The sequence below is a fragment of the Anaerovibrio lipolyticus DSM 3074 genome (assembly GCF_900141865.1).
In the GTDB taxonomy this organism is placed as follows: domain Bacteria; phylum Bacillota; class Negativicutes; order Selenomonadales; family Selenomonadaceae; genus Anaerovibrio; species Anaerovibrio lipolyticus.
Genome location: NZ_FQYW01000007.1, coordinates 60391 through 78553 on the forward strand (window position 1 = coordinate 60391; position 18163 = coordinate 78553).

At 43.0% G+C, this 18163-nt stretch carries 14 protein-coding genes; 4 read left to right on the plus strand and 10 right to left on the minus strand.

What is annotated here, in order from left to right; all coding sequences use genetic code 11:
* Positions 1-18: 18 nt before the first annotated feature.
* Positions 19-579 carry a tRNA 5-(aminomethyl)-2-thiouridylate-methyltransferase MnmM gene (locus tag B6K08_RS04380; RefSeq protein WP_159446687.1) on the plus strand — a complete coding sequence of 187 codons (561 nt, stop codon included), beginning with the start codon at positions 19-21 and terminating at the stop codon, positions 577-579.
* Positions 580-618: 39 nt separating this feature from the next.
* Here B6K08_RS04380 and B6K08_RS04385 read toward each other — a convergent pair whose 3' ends face one another.
* The 8 genes from B6K08_RS04385 to B6K08_RS04420 all read right to left on the minus strand — a co-directional run bounded on the left by B6K08_RS04385 (position 619) and on the right by B6K08_RS04420 (position 7697).
* Complete coding sequence (locus B6K08_RS04385; RefSeq protein ID WP_080325498.1) at positions 619-1407, minus strand: ZIP family metal transporter; 789 nt, start codon at positions 1405-1407, stop codon at positions 619-621.
* Between the two features lie 93 nt (positions 1408-1500).
* Positions 1501-1911 (minus strand): amino acid-binding protein, encoded by a 411-nt coding sequence (locus B6K08_RS04390; protein WP_027396653.1) that lies wholly within the window; start codon positions 1909-1911, stop codon positions 1501-1503.
* A gap of 92 nt (positions 1912-2003) precedes the next feature.
* A complete protein-coding gene (locus B6K08_RS04395) occupies positions 2004-2921 on the minus strand; it encodes a YitT family protein (protein WP_234985210.1) in 918 nt (305 codons plus the stop codon).
* A gap of 37 nt (positions 2922-2958) precedes the next feature.
* Entirely contained in the window at positions 2959-5007 is a 2049-nt protein-coding gene (locus B6K08_RS04400) for a TonB-dependent receptor (RefSeq protein ID WP_080325499.1), read from the minus strand.
* Positions 5008-5054: 47 nt separating this feature from the next.
* Entirely contained in the window at positions 5055-5570 is a 516-nt protein-coding gene (locus tag B6K08_RS04405; protein ID WP_080325500.1) for an ECF transporter S component, read from the minus strand.
* 209 nt (positions 5571-5779) lie between these two features.
* Positions 5780-5974: a YjfB family protein gene (locus B6K08_RS04410; protein ID WP_080325501.1), complete on the minus strand. Its 195-nt coding sequence runs from the start codon at positions 5972-5974 to the stop codon at positions 5780-5782.
* 5 nt (positions 5975-5979) lie between these two features.
* Complete coding sequence (locus B6K08_RS04415; protein WP_143254832.1) at positions 5980-6240, minus strand: hypothetical protein; 261 nt, start codon at positions 6238-6240, stop codon at positions 5980-5982.
* 104 nt (positions 6241-6344) lie between these two features.
* A complete protein-coding gene (locus B6K08_RS04420) occupies positions 6345-7697 on the minus strand; it encodes a tetratricopeptide repeat protein (RefSeq protein ID WP_159446688.1) in 1353 nt (450 codons plus the stop codon).
* 249 nt (positions 7698-7946) lie between these two features.
* Here B6K08_RS04420 and B6K08_RS04425 point away from each other — a divergent pair, with 249 nt between their 5' ends.
* Both B6K08_RS04425 and B6K08_RS04430 read left to right on the plus strand, forming a co-directional pair.
* Positions 7947-9287 (plus strand): diguanylate cyclase domain-containing protein, encoded by a 1341-nt coding sequence (locus B6K08_RS04425; protein WP_080325504.1) that lies wholly within the window; start codon positions 7947-7949, stop codon positions 9285-9287.
* A gap of 435 nt (positions 9288-9722) precedes the next feature.
* Positions 9723-10274, plus strand: a complete 552-nt coding sequence (locus B6K08_RS04430) for a hypothetical protein (protein WP_080325505.1) — start codon at positions 9723-9725, stop codon at positions 10272-10274.
* 68 nt (positions 10275-10342) lie between these two features.
* Here the strand turns inward: B6K08_RS04430 and B6K08_RS04435 are convergent, their stop codons facing one another.
* On the minus strand, positions 10343-12787 hold the full coding sequence (locus tag B6K08_RS04435; protein ID WP_080325506.1) for a PAS domain-containing protein: 2445 nt from the start codon (positions 12785-12787) through the stop codon (positions 10343-10345).
* A 319-nt stretch (positions 12788-13106) separates the two neighbouring features.
* Here B6K08_RS04435 and B6K08_RS04440 point away from each other — a divergent pair, with 319 nt between their 5' ends.
* On the plus strand, positions 13107-15224 hold the full coding sequence (locus tag B6K08_RS04440; protein WP_159446689.1) for a transporter substrate-binding domain-containing diguanylate cyclase: 2118 nt from the start codon (positions 13107-13109) through the stop codon (positions 15222-15224).
* 422 nt (positions 15225-15646) lie between these two features.
* On the opposite strand, the gene B6K08_RS04445 is transcribed toward B6K08_RS04440, so the two are convergent.
* Positions 15647-18019, minus strand: coding sequence for an ATP-binding protein (locus tag B6K08_RS04445; protein ID WP_080325508.1), 2373 nt, complete (start codon positions 18017-18019; stop codon positions 15647-15649).
* Between the last annotated feature and the right edge of the window lie 144 nt (positions 18020-18163).

The window sequence follows — 18163 nt, forward strand, 5'->3', positions numbered from 1 at the left end:
TTAATGGAGGGACTCTCTATGCAGACTGCGGTAAATATGCTGACCATGGCCCAGGGGGTATGGTCAAAATCTCTGGAAACAGCCAAGATAATCGTGGATGCCACTTCCGGTGCCGGCAAGGACACATTATATCTTGCCCGGCACAAAAAGCCAGATGCCCATATTTACGCCTTTGATGTTCAGCCAACAGCCATGCTGAAAACCAAGAAAACCACCGAGAAATTCAAGGATGGCATCACCTATGTACTGGACAGCCATGAAAATATCAGCCAGGTGGTAAATGAAAAGTTGGATCTGGTAGTATTTAATTTAGGCTACCTCCCTGGTGGAGACCATTCCATTACCACTGTACCAAAGGTGACTGTAAAGGCAGTGGAAAATGCCATGAAGCAGCTGGCGGTAAACGGTGTCATTTCCATTATGGTTTATCCCGGCCACCCTGCTGGCAAGGAGGAAGGGGTACGCCTTATGATTCTTCTGGAAGAGCTGCCTAAGGATGAGTATTCCGTGATAAAATGCCAGCTCACCAACCACGACTCCACCGCCCCATATTTGTATTTAATTGAAAAGGTGAAATAAACGCAACAGCCCTGCATTTTTAACATGCAGGGCCTTTTATTATCCCAAAGTGGTATCCAGAACCATCATTAGGGAAAAGCCTACGGCGAACATAAGGGTGCCGATATTGGAGTGTTCACCCTCGGACATTTCGGGGATAATTTCCTCCACCACCACATACAGCATGGCCCCAGCTGCAAAGCTGAGCAAAAATGGCAGCACCGGGATAATGATACCGGCAAATATAATGGTAAGGGCCGCTCCCACCGGCTCCACAACTCCGGAAAGGACACCATAAACAAAGGATCTGGCCTTGGACAAGCCCTCTGCCCTTAGTGGCATAGAGATAATGGCTCCTTCGGGGAAATTTTGGATGGCAATACCCACAGACAGGGCTATGGCCGCCCCCAAGGTGATGTCAGCTGCCCCGTTGTACCAGCTTGCATATAAAACGCCTACTGCCATGCCCTCAGGAATGTTATGAAGAACCACTGCCAGCACCATCATTGTAGATTTGGCAGCCTTGCATTTCATGCCCTCACTTTCGTCGCTGTTTAAATGCTGATGGGGAATCAGATAGTCCAACAGCAACAGAAACAGTATTCCCGCCCAAAAGCCCGTTACAGCAGGAATACAGCTTAGCACATCTCCCCAGCTGTCAATGGCCTGCTCCATGGAAGGAATCAAGAGGCTCCACACAGAAGCCGCCACCATTATACCCGCCGCAAATCCCAGCAAGCCCCGCTGCACCAGAGGATTTAGCTGTTCCTTCATAAAAAATACACAGCCTGCTCCCAGACTTGTGCCCAAAAATGGAATCAGGAGACCCTGTATTATTTCAACTGACATTATTTCACCTCTTTTAAGAAAAGCAGAGCCAATAACCATGACTCTGCTTTTTTGTTACTTCATATAGTTTTTTTAAAACCTACACATAAAAAATTAAAAGGTTTCCACCAGATTGAAGCCCTTGCCCAAAAGGAAGGTGGCTGTTTCCGGCTCGTTGGTTTTAAATACGGCCACTGGCTTGCCGGTGGAACGGTCAAAGGAAATATAGAGGTAACAGATATCAATATTTGCTCCATCCACGGAGGACAAAATCTTGTCCAGATACCCCGGCACATCCTCCATGGTTACTGCAATAACCTTGTCCAGACGGCACTGGTAACCGGCATCCTTCAGGGCCTTGATGGCCTCATCAGGTCTGTCCACTATAAGGCGGATAATACCAAACTCAGCACTGTCATTGGCCAGCATGGTATAAATATTTATATTTGACTTGGCGAGAACAGAGGTAATTTTCACCAATCCCCCCTGCTTGTTTTCCGTGAAAAGAGAAATCTGTTGTAGCATACTTAAACCTCCTACTAAACAAGTCTCATTTAACAAACTCTACCCATAACTATAGCAAATATGTGTAAAGTTGTAAACCAAAAACCGCCATATTAGTCATCTGTCTCCACAGGTGTTCTGCCCTGACGCAGCTTATCCAGCTCAATACCAGGCAGGGTAAAGCCTCTGCCCAGCACTTCATTGGCGGAGACAATCAGCATAAAGGCCGCTCTGTCCACAGTATTTACAATGGCTTTAATTTTGGCAATCTGAGTAGTTTTCACCACCACAAAGACAATATCCCGTTCAGAGTTACTGTAAGCCCCCTGACCGTGGATAAAGGTAACTCCTCTACCTACCTCGTAGATAATACCATCGGCGATTTCCCTGGACTTGTTGGACACGATAAGAATTGCCTTTCTGTGGTTAATACCAGCAATAACCTTATCCGTTATATTGGCTGCCACGAACATACCAATAAGGGTGAACATAGCCTGGGTAACGCCAAAGAGCGCTCCCGCTACTATCATCAGCATACAGTTAAAGGAAAAAATTACCACGCCCATATCGAAGGAATAGTATTTCTTCACAATAGCACCGATAATATCAAAGCCACCGGTACTGGCATTATTTCTAAAGACTATACCATATCCGATACCGCACAAAACACCACCGAAAATTGCCGACAGCATGTGATCAGGCACCAGATGGAAGTCATTCATAAATTTTGTAAGGTCCAGACAGAAGGAAAACACCATGGTTCCCACAAAAACATCCATAAGATAGCGTTTCCCCAAGAAAAAATAGGCGGCTATCAAAAGTGGAATATTATATAGGAAGGACTGTATACCCAAAGGGAAACCAAAGGAGAACAGCATAATCATGGAAATACCCGTAACGCCTCCTGTCAAAAGGTGCGCCGGCACATAACAGGCATTGATGCCTACACTGGCGATAAAACAGCCCAGAACAATCAAAACGTACTTTATAATATTTCTCTTTACATGATACTTTCTCATAAAGTTTTTCATGCGTAAAATAGCCTCCCAGGGAATCCCATATTAAAGTTTAGAAATTATAGCTGCAGCTCAGCACATAGGTGCGGCCATTCATTGGATAGCCATAGATTTCGCTGTAGTTTTTATCAAATAGATTATACACCGACAGATTAGCGCTTGTCTGCTTATTAAATTCTTTTGTAATAGAAAGATTATGCACAACATAGCCGCCCAAATTCACAACTCTATTCTCAGCTCGTGCAGCTGCCGGATAACCGTACATAGCCCGCTGATTGCCAATGTAATGCATATCATACTGTAGGATCCAGCTATCCCGATGGAATTTGTAGCCCAAGGACAGCATGTGACGAGGACGATAATCCAGCTCATCAGACAAGGCCACGTGATCATAGGTCTTGGCCCCATCCTTGGAGGTATGCTGATTGGTGTAATTCAAATATACAGAGGAATAATCATCAAATTTGTAATTATTCTCCCACTCAAAGCCCCATATTTTCACCCCATTCAGCATATATACATTGAATGGCTGAGTATGTACAAAATTAATGAAGGAGCTGAAATTCTGATAGAACAGGGATACCTTGGTGTCGTACTTGTCACTGAAGGTATGGGCCACTGATAAATCATAGCCCCAGCCCTTTTCTGGGCGTATTTCTGCATCCTTATTATGATTTCCCATGGCAGGAGGTAGAGCCATACCCTGATAATACCAATAAAATTCTGCCATAGATGGACTGCGCCAAATGCGATTAATGGACAAGCTGGTAGTAGTCTTGTCATCATTCTTCACCGTTGCGGTCAGCTTTGGAGAAAACCCACTATCACTGTAGGATTTTACAACTGTGGCTCTGGCATCATCCCGATCAGCCCGCATTGTATCATAACGAAGACCATATTCCAGGGTCCACCGCTTGTCCATGGTCCAGGTATCCCCCACATAGAGGCCCCATACATCCGCTTTTTGAGATGGATAAAGATTTTGAGCACCGTTTGGCTGTACACCGTTATACCAGCCGTAGCCGTAGCGCAGGCGTGTATATTCACCGCCAAAGGCCAGCTCATGCTTGTCATCCAACACCCGGGTGCCCCGATAAATATAGCCGGAGGACTTGTCGCTGGAATTGTGGCGATCATAGGCTACCACTCCACCAGATACCTTAACCTCATGCAAATCCTCATTATTTCTCCAGTAGGTAAGTAGGTCAGTGCCGTTGTCCCGCTTGGACTCATAGGAAATATCGAAGCGGTTCCCCGTGGCCACAGTACGACTACCGTCCCCCAATGGAGGATTTAGCGGACTGTTCGGATTCTCATTACCATAAGCATCACTAAAGAGAGTAGTTGGATAATAAGAATTATAGCCTGCTGGGGCACCTGGATAATTTGCCACCACTCGCCCTACATGGGTGCGGTTATGCTGGAAATTCACCTTGATGCTGTCCGTCCTACTTAAATGATAGGCCAAATTCAATCCGAACAGCTTATTGCCATAGTCCGCATTTCTCAGGTAGCCATCATTGGACTCAAACAGATAATTTATTCCATAATCCAGCTGCCCAGCTGAGCCCTTGTAGTAAATCGAGGTCTGACGCAGACGATTACTGCCCACGGAAAACTTAATCTGTCCCCCATTGGTGTGCTTGGTAATAATATTGATAACACCACCATCGGTCTGGCCGTACTTAAAGGACTTAGCGCCCTTAATAATCTCAATTTTCTCAATCATATCCATTGGCATGGCGTCCCAGCTGAAATAGCTGCCGCCCATTACGCCGGAATTTTTCTGGGGTACACCATCCACCAGTACAAGAAAACGACGGCTGTCATGGCCACGGAGCTTAACACTCTGGTCCTCGGCACCACCTACAGGCCTTTCCTGAATCTGAATGCCCGCTGTACCACGCAGCAGCTCAGGCACGGACTTAACCTCGCCCTTATAATCCTTCAAATCTATGATGGTATCCACATGATTATCAGTCGTCTCATCACCATATACCACCACTTCTTCATCGCCGTAATTCGCTACCTCCGCGGCAAATGCACTGCCAGTAACCAGACTAAGGCACAACAACCCACTTAAAATCTTCCACTTGCTCATTTCCCTGCTCCTTAAACATGCTCTTTATTAAAAACTAAATTTATTTCCTATTTGAATAACTCATGATGAGAAAAGGCCATTTTCAACTGCTTTACGATAAACGGAATCAGCAAAAGCTGTATCAAAATACCAGGTGCTCCTGCTACAATACCGCCCCACACATAAGCTATTGGCTCTGCCTTAATCTGCAGCATTTCCCCAAATAACAGCAAAACCAATACAATCATAGCACGACCGCAGATAATGGCCCCCAGCATGGCCAGCCATGGATTCAGCTTACGGCTCAAAAGCCCGGAAACCAGACCGTACACTCCCAGCTCTGCCACCATCATTGGCAGCATAGGCATCAATGGAGGCATACCCGTCAAAAAGCTGCTAATAATTGGTGTAACCACACCTACAATAAGTCCATATACAGGTCCTAAAATCAGACCACCCAAAAACACGGGAATATGCATGGGGGATAAAATCCTGGCCACGGGCCCAAAAGCATGAAAAGCTATGGGCAAAAGCACACCTAATGCCACAAAAAATCCCGCAAACACCGTCTTTTTTGTACTCATAATAACTCCTTTTTCTATACTGACTGGCGTTTAAAGCCTATCAAAATAGTATAGTTTTGTTTTATCCGATATAATTTCCCAGATACCCTATTATTTTGCCATTAAATGCCCCTATATAGCAAGCAATATCTGACTAATTTACTAATATTCTCCATAAAAAAATCCACCACCTAATAGGTAGGTAGTGGACTTTTCACCTTATGGCAGTCTTATGCCATGATATCAATGTTCTGACCGACACCGGTCATAGCTGCCACTTCAGCAGCACCCATTGCATCCAGCATGCCATCCATCATTTCAGTCTGGGTATCCATGGCCATTTTCATTACAGCTGTGCCAATATTCATCGCATCCTCTTGCTGATGCATGTCTACTGACAAAGCAGCAATGCTCATTATATCCATAGAATTCACTCCCCCTTCTTGTATATACGCCAATTCACTGCAGCAGCCACTGAGGTAAGTACAGTACAAACTATGAGCATGATGTCGGCTCCACCTCGCACCATTGCTTCGGCAACATTCAATACTGTAAGGACACCAAACAAAATGGCAGCCTTTCTGTGAAACCTTGGCGTCTTGCCTTCATCTCTGTAGGCTTTGAAAATCAGGAAAAAGACCGCCATCGATGCCACAAGAATAGCAATTGATAAATAAATTGGATCCATCAACGTGAACCTCCAAGCAATACCAAAAATAACATCGGTATTATATCATATACTATATCGTCATTTCCAGTTAAAAAATTCACACCATTAATGTCATTTAAGAAATATCATTTAAGCTTTTTCATCAGTTCCTTGGCCTGCTGATTTTCAGGAGACAGCATAAGCACCTTGTCAATATCCGCCTTGGCCTCAGCCTTCATCCCCATGGTATTGTAGACAATCCCACGATAAAGGTAGGCCATTACATAATTATCAGTCATATCAATAACTTTTGTAAAATCAGCCACCGCGGCTTCGTTTTGCCCTAGATATGCCTCAGCCACAGCCTTGTTCATAACAAACTGGTATGTATTTCCGCCATCCAGCTCAATGGCCTTGTTGAAAAGCTCCAAAGCCTTATCCGGCTGCTGCATTTCCAAATAAAGACACCCCTTGTCATAATGTGCCAAAGGATTATTTGGATTAAGCTCAATTATTTTTTCAAAATCCGGCAGGGCCTTGTCATATTCCCCCATATCCCTGTGAAGCATGGCCCGTGACTGGTACCCCACCTCATAATCCGGAGCCAGCTCAATACATTTGTCAAAATCACGTAGTGCCTCATCAGAGCTGCCTACCTTGCGGCTGGCCAAGCCTCTGGCATTGTAAGCCAGAGCATTATCCGGCTGTAGCTCAACAGCCTTGTTGAAATCTGCCATGGCATCCTCGTACTTCTTTGACTCCATGGACAAATAGCCTCTATTTATATAGGCACTGGCATTTTTCGGATCCGCCTTAATGGCACTGTCAAAATCGCTGCGGGCCGCGGTGAATTTCCCCTGCTCCACAAACAGCATGCCACGGTTCAAATAGGCCGTCACGCAATTTGGGTCCAGCTCCAAGGCCTTGTTGTAATCGAGGTTGGCCGCAGAAGCATCCGGTATTTTAGAGTAAATAATGGCCCGGTTTACATAGGTTGCTGCAGAAGGGGCCTTCTCCACGGCCAGACTCATGGCCTTAACCGCTTCATTTTCCCGCCCCGTATCGAAATACAACTTTCCCAATATGGTAATTGCATCCACATAATCAGGATACAGCTCCAAAGCGTGATTGAAATTTTCCTCGGCTCCTGCAAAATCATTTTCCATGTATAGGAAGCTACCCCTTACATAGTAGGCATCAGGAAGATTAGGATCGTAGCTGAGAGCAGTGTTCAGATCTGCCTCTGCCCCTTCCCTGTCCCCAAGTATGAACTTTGTTCTGGCACGACTGGTATATACCAAAGCCCAACCACTGTTTTCACTCAGTATATGATTATAAGCCTCCAGAGCACGTCCATAGTCACGCTTTTCCATGAAGGAATTTCCTAGCTCATACACCTGAGCGTCTGTAAGACCGCTAAAATCCTCTGCCGCAAAAGCAAAGGCAGGTGTCATCAAAAAGGCAGCTGCCATCAAAGGAGCCATAACCCTTCTGCCCATTTTTTTACTTATATTTCCAACTATTGTTTTACCTATATTTTTGCTTAACTTATTAAGATTGCTCATAATGGTTTTCACAACTTCCTCTCTTAAAATAATGCTCCTTCATTCTACCACCAGCCCCTTTTCCCCACAATTAGAACTTTATTAGAAATACATTAATTGGAAATTTTTCTTTCCAATTATAAAGAAAAAAATGAACATTTGCGTTATAATTAAGAAAAGAATTATTCATCGAGGGGATAAGGCATGAACATAAATACTGTTAGCAAAACAAGCCGCATAACCATCGTCTCGGCAGTTTTCCTGCTAAGTATGCTGGTACTGAGCCTTGTCATAAACGGCATTTGGAGACAGCAAACCACCCAGGAACAAACACTGGCCAAACAAAATATTCAAAACCGTGTCAGCGAGATAAAATACGCAATTAACGAATGCTGTGGCATTACTGAAACCATGAATCTCATTTTACAGGAAAATGCTGAAGGAACCATGGAAGATTTCAACAATGTAGCCAAACACATCATGAAGGACCGGAAATATATTTCCTGCCTCCAACTGGCCCCTGACGGTACTGTAACCTCCATTTATCCCATAGAAGGCTACGAGGGTGATCTCATAAACCTTTTTGAGGAAAAGCATTACGGCTCTTTAGCTGCCTACAGTAAAAATACAGGCACCATGACTCTCCAAGGACCTTTTGAAATCCAGCACAAGGAAATCGGCATGGAGCTGCGGGAACCTGTATACGTCCGTGACAGTAATGGAATTAAACAGTTCTGGGGCTTCGCCATTGCTATAATTAAGGTGCCGGATGTATTCCAGATTTCCACCGACAACTTAAAAACCTTTGGCTATGATTATACCCTATACAAAACCAACCCCTTCGACGAAGAAATGCATCCTATCACCTCCTCCAAAGGAATACTGGAGGATCCTGTGGTGGCGGATTTTGATGCTGCCGGTGTATCCTGGCGACTGGCCATTGCCCCTGAGGAGGGCTGGGTTCAGCCATCATACCTGCTTCCATATGCTTTGTTTGGTCTGTTTTTGGTGCTGCTGCTCACACTGCTTACCTACATGGTGCTGCTTTTGGCAGAGGACAGGGCCCTGTTTTCCAATATCTCCCTCAGGGATCAGCTGACGGGACTCTACAATGTCCGCTGCTTTGAGGAGGATATGGCTACTCTGGTTCGCACCAACAAGCTACACGGTATTTTCTATATTGATGTAAACAAGTTCAAGCACATTAATGACACCTATGGCCATAGAGCCGGGGATGATGTGCTGAAGGAAGTGGCCTTAAGGATGAAGGGTGCCTGCGAATTTAATGTTTACCGCTTAGGCGGCGATGAATTTGCCATTCTGGTAAATCAGGACATAAAAGAGAGCGCCTATGAAACCATAGCAGCTAAAATGACCAAGGCCTTTAATCGCTCCATTGTCAGCGGGTCCAACAATATGATGGTCAGTATCAGTATTGGCTATGCCTTCTACCCTGATGACGGCACAGATCCACAGCAGCTGAGGGAAATTGCCGACCAGCGTATGTATAACATGAAGGAAGCCTACCATGCTGAAATGGAATAAATTTCATAGCTTAAAATTATTGTCAGACAATTCAAAATATTATTGCAAAGTTTTTCCATCCGTAATATAATATACACAAATAGAGAGGTACTTGATGTTTGCACCGTCAGCGCTTTGACATATTAGAAACGGTTTCCCAGCTGACGTTGATGCGCCGATATTCATTAATCTCACTTAGTTGTCTGGTAGTAGATGTTAGTGACAGTGGATTGTGTGGTAGCGTTAGTACCCGAATATTAATCAATGCTTCACTCCCGATTGGGATGTCCGACGACGTCAGGTACCTCTTTTCTATAATTAAGAGAGATGTAGTAAGTAGTTGATTGAAGCCGATGTTGTGTGTAGTGGCCATCTGAAAAGGTGGCCTTTTAATTTTGCAAAATCCAAACTTGATAGTATAATGTTATATAGTGAACTTGAAGGGAGAATTATATTATGTTTAAGCGTTTTTGTGCTATTGCTGTGGCCGCCCTGGCCCTCTTTTGCGGCAGCCAGGCTGTGGCTCCAAATAACACACAGGCCCACGAGGTGCTGGTGTACGGTGACGACAATACCATGCACTACCTTGAAACTGAAACCGCTCGCAAGGCCGGAGGTTCCTATTATGCGTGGATAAAAATTGCCATAAAGAACAAGTCCTTTGAAAATGCCCGTTTCCGTTTTACTCCTGAGGTGGACGATACCGTAACCGTTTCCATCTGGACTGTGCTTCCTCCTGTAGTTGAGGACGTGGATGATACTGTGGCAGAGGCAATGGCAAAGGCTGAAAAGAAAAAGCTGGAGAAGGCTGCCAAAACTCCACAGGTGATTTATCCAGATCCTCTTACAATGGCAAATGTTCAGCCTGGAGACCGTCAGGGCTGGGTTGAAATCGGTGAAACTAGCTACAGCCAGGCCTATGAAAACTACTGGACCACTGTGCAGTTCTATTGTGAGCACCCTGAATTGGCCAAACCATTGGCCGGCGCCAATAAGACCACGAAATAAGAGCAACAAATAAAAGCAGTGATATGACGGGCTACATCAGCCTTTAATATCACTGCTTTTTTATTGTGCTATCTGAACACCTTGGCCATACCCCGCATTAATTCCCTTATATCGATTGGCTTCGATAAGTGGCCATCCATACCCGCCTTAAAGGCTTCCTTCCGGTCCTCTTCGAAGGCATTGGCAGTCATGGCTACAATTGGAATATGCGCCTTTTTTTCATCAGCTAACACCCGTATAGCCCGAGTGGCCTCATAGCCATTCATTTTTGGCATTTGCACATCCATAAGAATCAAATCATAATAGCTTCCATCTTGGTTTTCCAGCATGGCCACGCATTCCTGACCATCCTTGGCATGTTCCACCACCATACCTGCCGAAGACAAAATCTCCAGGGCAATCTCAGCATTAATTTCATTATCCTCAGCCAGCAAAACCCGTTTACCCACAAATACAGCAGGGTCAACTTCCATATGCTCACTCACTGAATATCCTTCATCGGGCTTTTGCCCCAAACGATGCGGCATATCTATAATAAAGGTTGTACCCTCACCTTTTTTGCTCTTTATCTCAATTTTGCCACCCAAAAAATCCGTCAGCCGCTTTACAATGGACATTCCTAAGCCAGTTCCCTCAATTTTGTTGCTGGTGGTATTGTTTTCCCTGGTAAAGGAATCAAAAATATGAGGTAAAAATTCCTCACTCATACCGATTCCCGTGTCGCTAATCGTGGTTCTATACCAAGCCCAGCCAAGCTTTTCATGAGGCAGCTCCTCCAGCTTCATATGAACTGAACCACCTGGCTTGGTGTATTTGCAGCTATTGGACAAAATATTCAGGAATATATCCCGTAGCTTATCCCCATCACCAAAGAAATATTGGTGATAAACAACTATTTCCTGGGTAAACGTGATATTCTTCTTGTCCATCATTGGCTTTATGATTGAATACAGGCCATCATTAAACTGATCTGTATTCCATAATATCTCATCCAGCTTCAATACGCCCTTTTCAATGCGGGCCATTTCCAATACATTATTTATGATTGATATCAGTACCTTACAGGCATCGTTCATCTTGTCCAGATAATACTGGCGCTTGTCCGGGTCCTCCTGCTCCCGCTCCAATAGCTCCCTAAACCCCGTAATGGCATTCATTGGGGTTCTAATATCATGGGACATGTTGAACAAGAAGGAGGTCTTGGCCTGATTGGCTGCCTCAGCCTCATAGCGGGCCAGTTCGGCTTCTTCCTGGGCCTTGCGCAATACTTCCTGCTTTTCCTGCTCCTGACGTATAAGGTCCGTTACATCACGAAAGCCACATATTACCTTTCGCTTGTCCCCATCCTTGTTAAGCCACAAATATGTTCCCTGAACATATTGTACAGCCCCATTTTCTTTTTTAAACTTATATCTGATGCGATATACGTCATTTTTCTTTAGCTCAATAACTATATGGAAAACCCGACTGCCCCGATACACACGGTCCCGATCTTCCTCTACCACGTGCTTACTAACATATTCCTTGAGGAAATCGTCATAATTATGTGCACCTTTTTCATAGGACTGAATAAAGGTATCATTTATCATATTATCACGTAACAGCCATATTTGATTATGGAAAATATCGATGATACCTACTGTCAGAAACTCCTGGGAAAAGACCTCATATATGGTTTTTTGCAGCTCCAGATTTTTCTGTGCTGTAATATCAGTCAAGAGGCCAATAGAATGCATCGCTTTGCCATCAGACCCGATAATACGCTTGGCCGCGGCCCGTACCCATACAATGGACCGATCCTTTTTATACATGCGAAACTCCACATCATAGGTTGAGTCAACATGAGCACCATTCTCCAGCAGGTCCATAGCGTGGCCGACATTCTCCAAATCCTCAGCCACAATATGATTATAAAAGCATTGTAACGTTTGAGGAAACTCCTCATCACTGTCATAGCCCAAAAGCTCCCTATAAGCATCATTCCAGGCTACTGATACTCGTCTTCCCTGCTCATCATATTCGAGGCGGAACCTGGCCGTTTCATAAATGGCCGCTACAGGCCCAAACTGTTTTAAATCATTCTCCAATTTCTGGGAAGCTTCCAAACGATGCATAGCTTGCTCATAAGCCATACGGTTTTCCACCAGCGCTGATATATCAAAAATTGTGCCATGTATAATAAAAGGGATGCCATCATCGTTTTTAGTGACCGTGCCAGTAGCATTCACCGACATATAGCTGCCATCCTGTTTTTTTAGGCGAAATTCCGTATCAAAGGAACTGACCTCGCCTCTAATGGTAGCACCTGTTGCATCTAACATTTTCTGTCTGTCATCTGGATGCACTATTTCCAGCATGATGTCAAAGGTTCCTGGAAAATCAATTTGGTCATAGCCCAGCATCTGTCGTAATTCTTCGGAAAAAGTAGCTTTTTCCACGCGGGCATTTTCATCCAATTCTCCATACCATGTTCCGGAACGCATTTTCACTATACTACCTGAATCTTTCTTCATAATAAACCCGCCTTAAAAACTACAAAAATAATTACAAAAATCGTTTTTCCCAACACTTCAATGGTGTATTATTCTTCATTAACAATGAAAATTCCTCTATCTATCACCACATTCATCAACAGTTAAAAATTTTTAAAAATATTTCCTAATAACGCTTACAATTTAATAGAAATTCATTTATAATAACCATAAGAATAAATGATAACGACGAATTATCACATAAAAAGGACTGGTATATGACATGAAATATCTGTCCATAAAAAATACACGTAAAAGGCTAAAAAATTATATCAGAAGCTGCTATTTTCTGGTTACTTTTTTGTGCCTTTTTTTAGTACAGATCTGTGTTCCTGAAACCAACAATACCTGTCTATCTACCGGCAGCACTGCTTCTGCTGCCCAGATTCCACATTTGCACACTTCAAAAATAGTGAGAGTGGGCTATGTGGAAAGCCGAAACTTTATGGAGGGCATGGATGATAATGCTGTAAAATCAGGACTTGCCTACGATTATCTCCAAAAGGTTTCCTACTATACCAACTGGGATTACGACTACGTATATGGTGACTGGAACACTATGCTCCAAAAGCTCTACAATGGGGAAATTGACGTTATGGCAGGAGTATCCAAGACTCCTGAACGTATGGAAAAGCTGCTTTTCCCTGATTATTCCATGGGGCTGGAAAATTATTACATTTACGTTTATTCCGATAGTCCTTTGGCCTCCAAAGGAATTTCCGGACTTATTAACCGTACCATCAGTGTCAACCGCAACACTGTTATGGAGGACATGCTGCACCAATGGAATGATGAAGGAAACCATCAAGCTAACATTGTAACCTACAGTGGCAATGATTCCCGTTACAGGGATTTCGATTCCCGCAGAACAGATGCCACGGTGGATACCGATAACAATGTAAATCGTGACAATTACATGGTCCCTATTACCAGAATTGGACAGACCGAATATTATTTGGCCATTAACCATAGTAGGCCTGATCTGGTACAGGAGCTTAATTCTGCCCTTAGTAAAATCACCTCCACAGATCCTTATTTTACAAAAAAGCTATCCAATACCTATTTTTCTGATCTGGCCGTCAGCGGTAAGCTCCAGGAAGATGAAATCACCTGGCTTAGGGAGCATCCCGTAATAACTGTTGGCTATCTGGATGACTATCTGCCATTTTCCGACACAAATGCGGAAGGAAAGGTATATGGCATCATTACAGATTTACTTAATGAGATTTGCAAAAAAATAAGAATAAAGGATGATGTGAGATTTCAATTTACTTCATATAAATCCTATGAAGCCTTAGTTGCTTCCCTTCAGGCCGGTACCATCGATATGGCCTTTCCTATTAATTATGATGTGGCCCGGGCCGAGGAGAACAATATCTTCCTGACCACAGAGGTTATTTCCACCCCTATGTATCTCATATACAAGGGAGATTATTCACATCTTCAGCTGAGACGTTTGGCCGCCAAGCAGGGCAATTCCATTGCTGATATTTATATTCGCAGTCATTTTCCTGATTCGGAAATTCTTTATTACGATAAAATTGATGACATGCTGGAGGCTGTAAAAAATGGTGATGTGGATGGCTGTATACTGAACCAGTTCCGTAAAGACGGGTACCTCATCCATCCAAGCTACAATATGCTTCAAACTGCTCCTATGAGGGATTACAGCAGTCGCTGCTTTGCAGTAAAACGGGGCAACAATGAGCTCTTATCAATACTTAATAGGGGAATTACCAACCTGCCTTCAGATTTTGGTTTTACCTCCACCTATACCTACACCAGCCAAATGACCTCCATGACCCTTAAGGATTTTATTTTACAGCACTTTATTCTTTTTACAATAATAGTTGGCATTATTGTTGCCACTGTAAGTGGACTTCTGGCTTATATATATCTCATCCACAAAAATCGTGCCCAAATGGAATATATTGCCCATCACGACGGGCTTACGGGACTTTTCAACCGACGTAGCTTTAACGATGATGTGGATAATATGAACTCGGAGCTTAAAGAAGGAAATGTAATTGTTGTAGCCATGGATCTTAATGGTTTGAAAAAAGCCAACGATGAGCAGGGGCACGAGGCTGGTGATGAGCTCATTATTGGAGCCGCAGATTGTATGAAAAAGGTTTTAAACCCTTACGGCAACGTCTACAGGGTTGGTGGCGATGAATTTATGGCCATTCTGTACCATGATATTGATGATTGGCCAGATATTTTGCAGCGTCTTAAGGAATCATTTAACGGATGGTCCGGTAAGCTCGTAAAGAACCTTTCTGTAGCCATTGGTTGTGCCAATAATCATGAAGGCTCTTATAATAGTCTTAACGATATGGTTTCCGTTGCAGACCAGGAAATGTATAAGGACAAGGCGGCTTTTTACTACAGAGCAGGAATTGACAGACGCAGGCGGTGAGTCTGGAAGTAGGTTTACAATTTAGGGTGTTTCATTAAGTATACAGTATTTTAAGTTAATTGTTGTTTACACAAACTGTATTTTTAATATATAATGCTCTAAAGAAATAATGTTATTCTGCTAATGTTGTTTCTAGGTGGATATATGGATTCAATTATATCCCCCATAACCCCTCTCTCGATTTGCTCTTCCCCAGAGCATTTCACCCATGGCCGCCGACACTACCCCTTATGGTGTTAGCGGCATTTTTTATGTCTACTATGAGGTCTGGATGAGTCAGATTTACGGGATGAATAAAAGCACTGATTATGTAGTATTTTACCGCTTAATCAGTGTTTTTTAATGTTATTTTATTGTTGTTTTAGTGTTTATCAAATATTTATTAAATGTTTAAATACCACTTATTTGGTATTTTTTTACTCTTAAAGCAAGTACTTCTGCAAAACCCTGGCCAGGTTTTTAAGATCTATCGGCTTGGATACATAGTCATTCATGCCACACTTTTTGAAATTCTCAATATCCTCTGCAAAGGCATCAGCGCTCATGGCAATTATAGGCAGCTGCGCTGCATATTCCGAACCAAGGCCTCTGATAGTCCTTGTGGCCTCATAACCATCCATTATTGGCATTCTGGCATCCATGAAAATCAGATCGTAAAAGCCCTCTCCCTTTTCCTTGAACATTTCCACTGCTTCCTTGCCATTGATGGCCTTGTCCATTACAGCTCCCGTCATTTCCAGCAGGTTTTCTGCTATCTCCAGATTCAGGGATATGTCATCAACAAGGAGAATCCGCTTACCATCCAATCTGATTTCTGAAAAATCCATCTGCCTATGTTGTTTCTTGTCGGATACAACATCCTCAACAAATTCCAGATCCAGCTGAACAATAATTTCCGTTCCCTTTTGCAGAGCACTGTTTACCCGGATTGTTCCCCCAAGTAAATCCACTACGGCCTTGGTAATAGACATTCCCAAACCAGTGCCCTTTACCTCAGTTTCATGATCATCCTGCTCCCTGGCAAAAGGCTGGAACAATTTTTCCTGGAATTCCTTTGACATGCCTATTCCATTATCCTTGAAGTTAAAAATGTACAGGCTTCTATTGGCCGATACGTGTTCTTCTCTAACGGAAATGCTTATCTCCCCTCCGTCAGGAGTATATTTAATGGAGTTACCCAAGATATTAATAACCACCTGTTGTATTCTCAGGGAGTCACTGATTACATTTTCGTGTATGATGTTATCCAGGTTTGTCTGGATATGATGATCATGGGCATCAAATTGAGGGGCTAACATGGCAACAATACTTCCGATAAGGTCCGTAAGATTCACATTTGCCTTATTGATACTTAGATTACCGCTTTCTATACGGCTCATATCCAATACTTCATTAATGAGATTAAGCAAATATTTGCTTGAATTGGATATTTTACGCAAACATTCCGACAGCTTTTCCGGATCGTCCTTATGGGAATCTGCTATCATCCCCATACCCACAATGGCATTCATCGGCGTACGTATATCGTGGCTCATCCGGGACAAAAAATCACTTTTTGCCCTGCTGGCGTCCTTTGCTTTTTTTACGGCCTTCTCCAGCTTCCTGTTTTGTGCCGCCAAGGCCGAGGCATTCAAACGTTGCTTTTCCTCAAGGGCTGCCGCTGCCATCGCTATGCCCTGAGAAAGAACACCTATTTCTCCCGGTGCATTTTTGGGAAACTTCACATCATACTTACCATCCTTTATTTCATTCACTGCTTCTGTGAGCATTTTCACTGGTTGCATAATACGGTTGGTATAGTAAACCATCAATAAAATAATTAACAAACCACAGGCAACAATGACTATAATATCCATTGTCACCAGCTCGTACCTGTCCTTGTATATTTCATCATAATCATCACATAATACCAGTTGTAGTCCGCATCTTAATGTTTCAAAGGTCTGTACCCGTTCACTGCCTTTTATTTCGTATTGAATTACATTATTTCCAGAATTATCATTGGAAAGTAAATCAGAATTTTTAACTTTCTTAAGAATCTCATCACCATGTACATTTCCCAACATAAAATCATGGGCATGATAATGAACAGTGCCGTCAGCACTCTTTAAATAGGCGTAGCCATTCTTGCTGAAGTGAATCTGATCCACCATGTTCAGCAGTATTTCGAAATTAAAATCCATACCTATTACTGCTATCAAAACATCATTTTTATAATATGGCACACAATAGGATATAGTATAACGCCTTGTATTTTTATTGTAATATGGTGGCAGCCAAACTGCTTTCCTTTCCCTTATAGGAGCTGTGTACCACCCCACCCGCTCAATATCCTCCGGATTAAAATCACTGATAATCGTCATTTCACGCTTTTCCATATTATCAGCGGCATTACGGGTATAAAAGAAGCCCTGCTGCTTACCTACCAAATCCGGATTATATACGCAGTAATAGCTCAGCGACATATTAGTCGTTTGGGAGAAAATATCATAGATTCTTTGAAGATTTTTGTTTATTTCTTCCCTTTTTACGGGATCCATAATATCATCCACACTGGTTATATAAAAATCTGTGATTCCTACCATGTGGTTTACTGCATCTTCAAATTTGATATAGTCATGATTAAGCTTCTCGGCCTCGTTGGCGGTGAGGGTGTTCATCTCGATGGCGATATCCCTGTCTTTTTCATTGCCTACTATCTCAAAGGCAGCAAAACTAAGTAATGCTGTTAAAAGCACCAGGGTAATTATCAGAAAAGCCATTGCCTGCTTTTGTAATGAACCAGCTTTATTCATGATATTCACCTCCTGTGCAGAAGGAAGATGGACTCAGTCACATTAATACTTTATCTTAAATATATTTTACATTTCTTATAAAAATCCTTCTTTTTTAGCATCTCTGAATTTTCAAAAACTTCTGATATTTTTTGTTTTGAACAT

Coding starts and splice junctions, on each gene's coding strand:
- B6K08_RS04380 (WP_159446687.1), top strand. CDS start 19: ATGCAGACTGCGGTAAATATGCTGACCATGGCCCAGGGGGTATGGTCA.
- B6K08_RS04385 (WP_080325498.1), bottom strand. CDS start 1,407: ATGTCAGTTGAAATAATACAGGGTCTCCTGATTCCATTTTTGGGCACA.
- B6K08_RS04390 (WP_027396653.1), bottom strand. CDS start 1,911: ATGCTACAACAGATTTCTCTTTTCACGGAAAACAAGCAGGGGGGATTG.
- B6K08_RS04395 (WP_234985210.1), bottom strand. CDS start 2,921: ATGAAAAACTTTATGAGAAAGTATCATGTAAAGAGAAATATTATAAAG.
- B6K08_RS04400 (WP_080325499.1), bottom strand. CDS start 5,007: ATGAGCAAGTGGAAGATTTTAAGTGGGTTGTTGTGCCTTAGTCTGGTT.
- B6K08_RS04405 (WP_080325500.1), bottom strand. CDS start 5,570: ATGAGTACAAAAAAGACGGTGTTTGCGGGATTTTTTGTGGCATTAGGT.
- B6K08_RS04410 (WP_080325501.1), bottom strand. CDS start 5,974: ATGGATATAATGAGCATTGCTGCTTTGTCAGTAGACATGCATCAGCAA.
- B6K08_RS04420 (WP_159446688.1), bottom strand. CDS start 7,697: ATGGGCAGAAGGGTTATGGCTCCTTTGATGGCAGCTGCCTTTTTGATG.
- B6K08_RS04425 (WP_080325504.1), top strand. CDS start 7,947: ATGAACATAAATACTGTTAGCAAAACAAGCCGCATAACCATCGTCTCG.
- B6K08_RS04430 (WP_080325505.1), top strand. CDS start 9,723: ATGTTTAAGCGTTTTTGTGCTATTGCTGTGGCCGCCCTGGCCCTCTTT.
- B6K08_RS04435 (WP_080325506.1), bottom strand. CDS start 12,787: ATGAAGAAAGATTCAGGTAGTATAGTGAAAATGCGTTCCGGAACATGG.
- B6K08_RS04445 (WP_080325508.1), bottom strand. CDS start 18,019: ATGAATAAAGCTGGTTCATTACAAAAGCAGGCAATGGCTTTTCTGATA.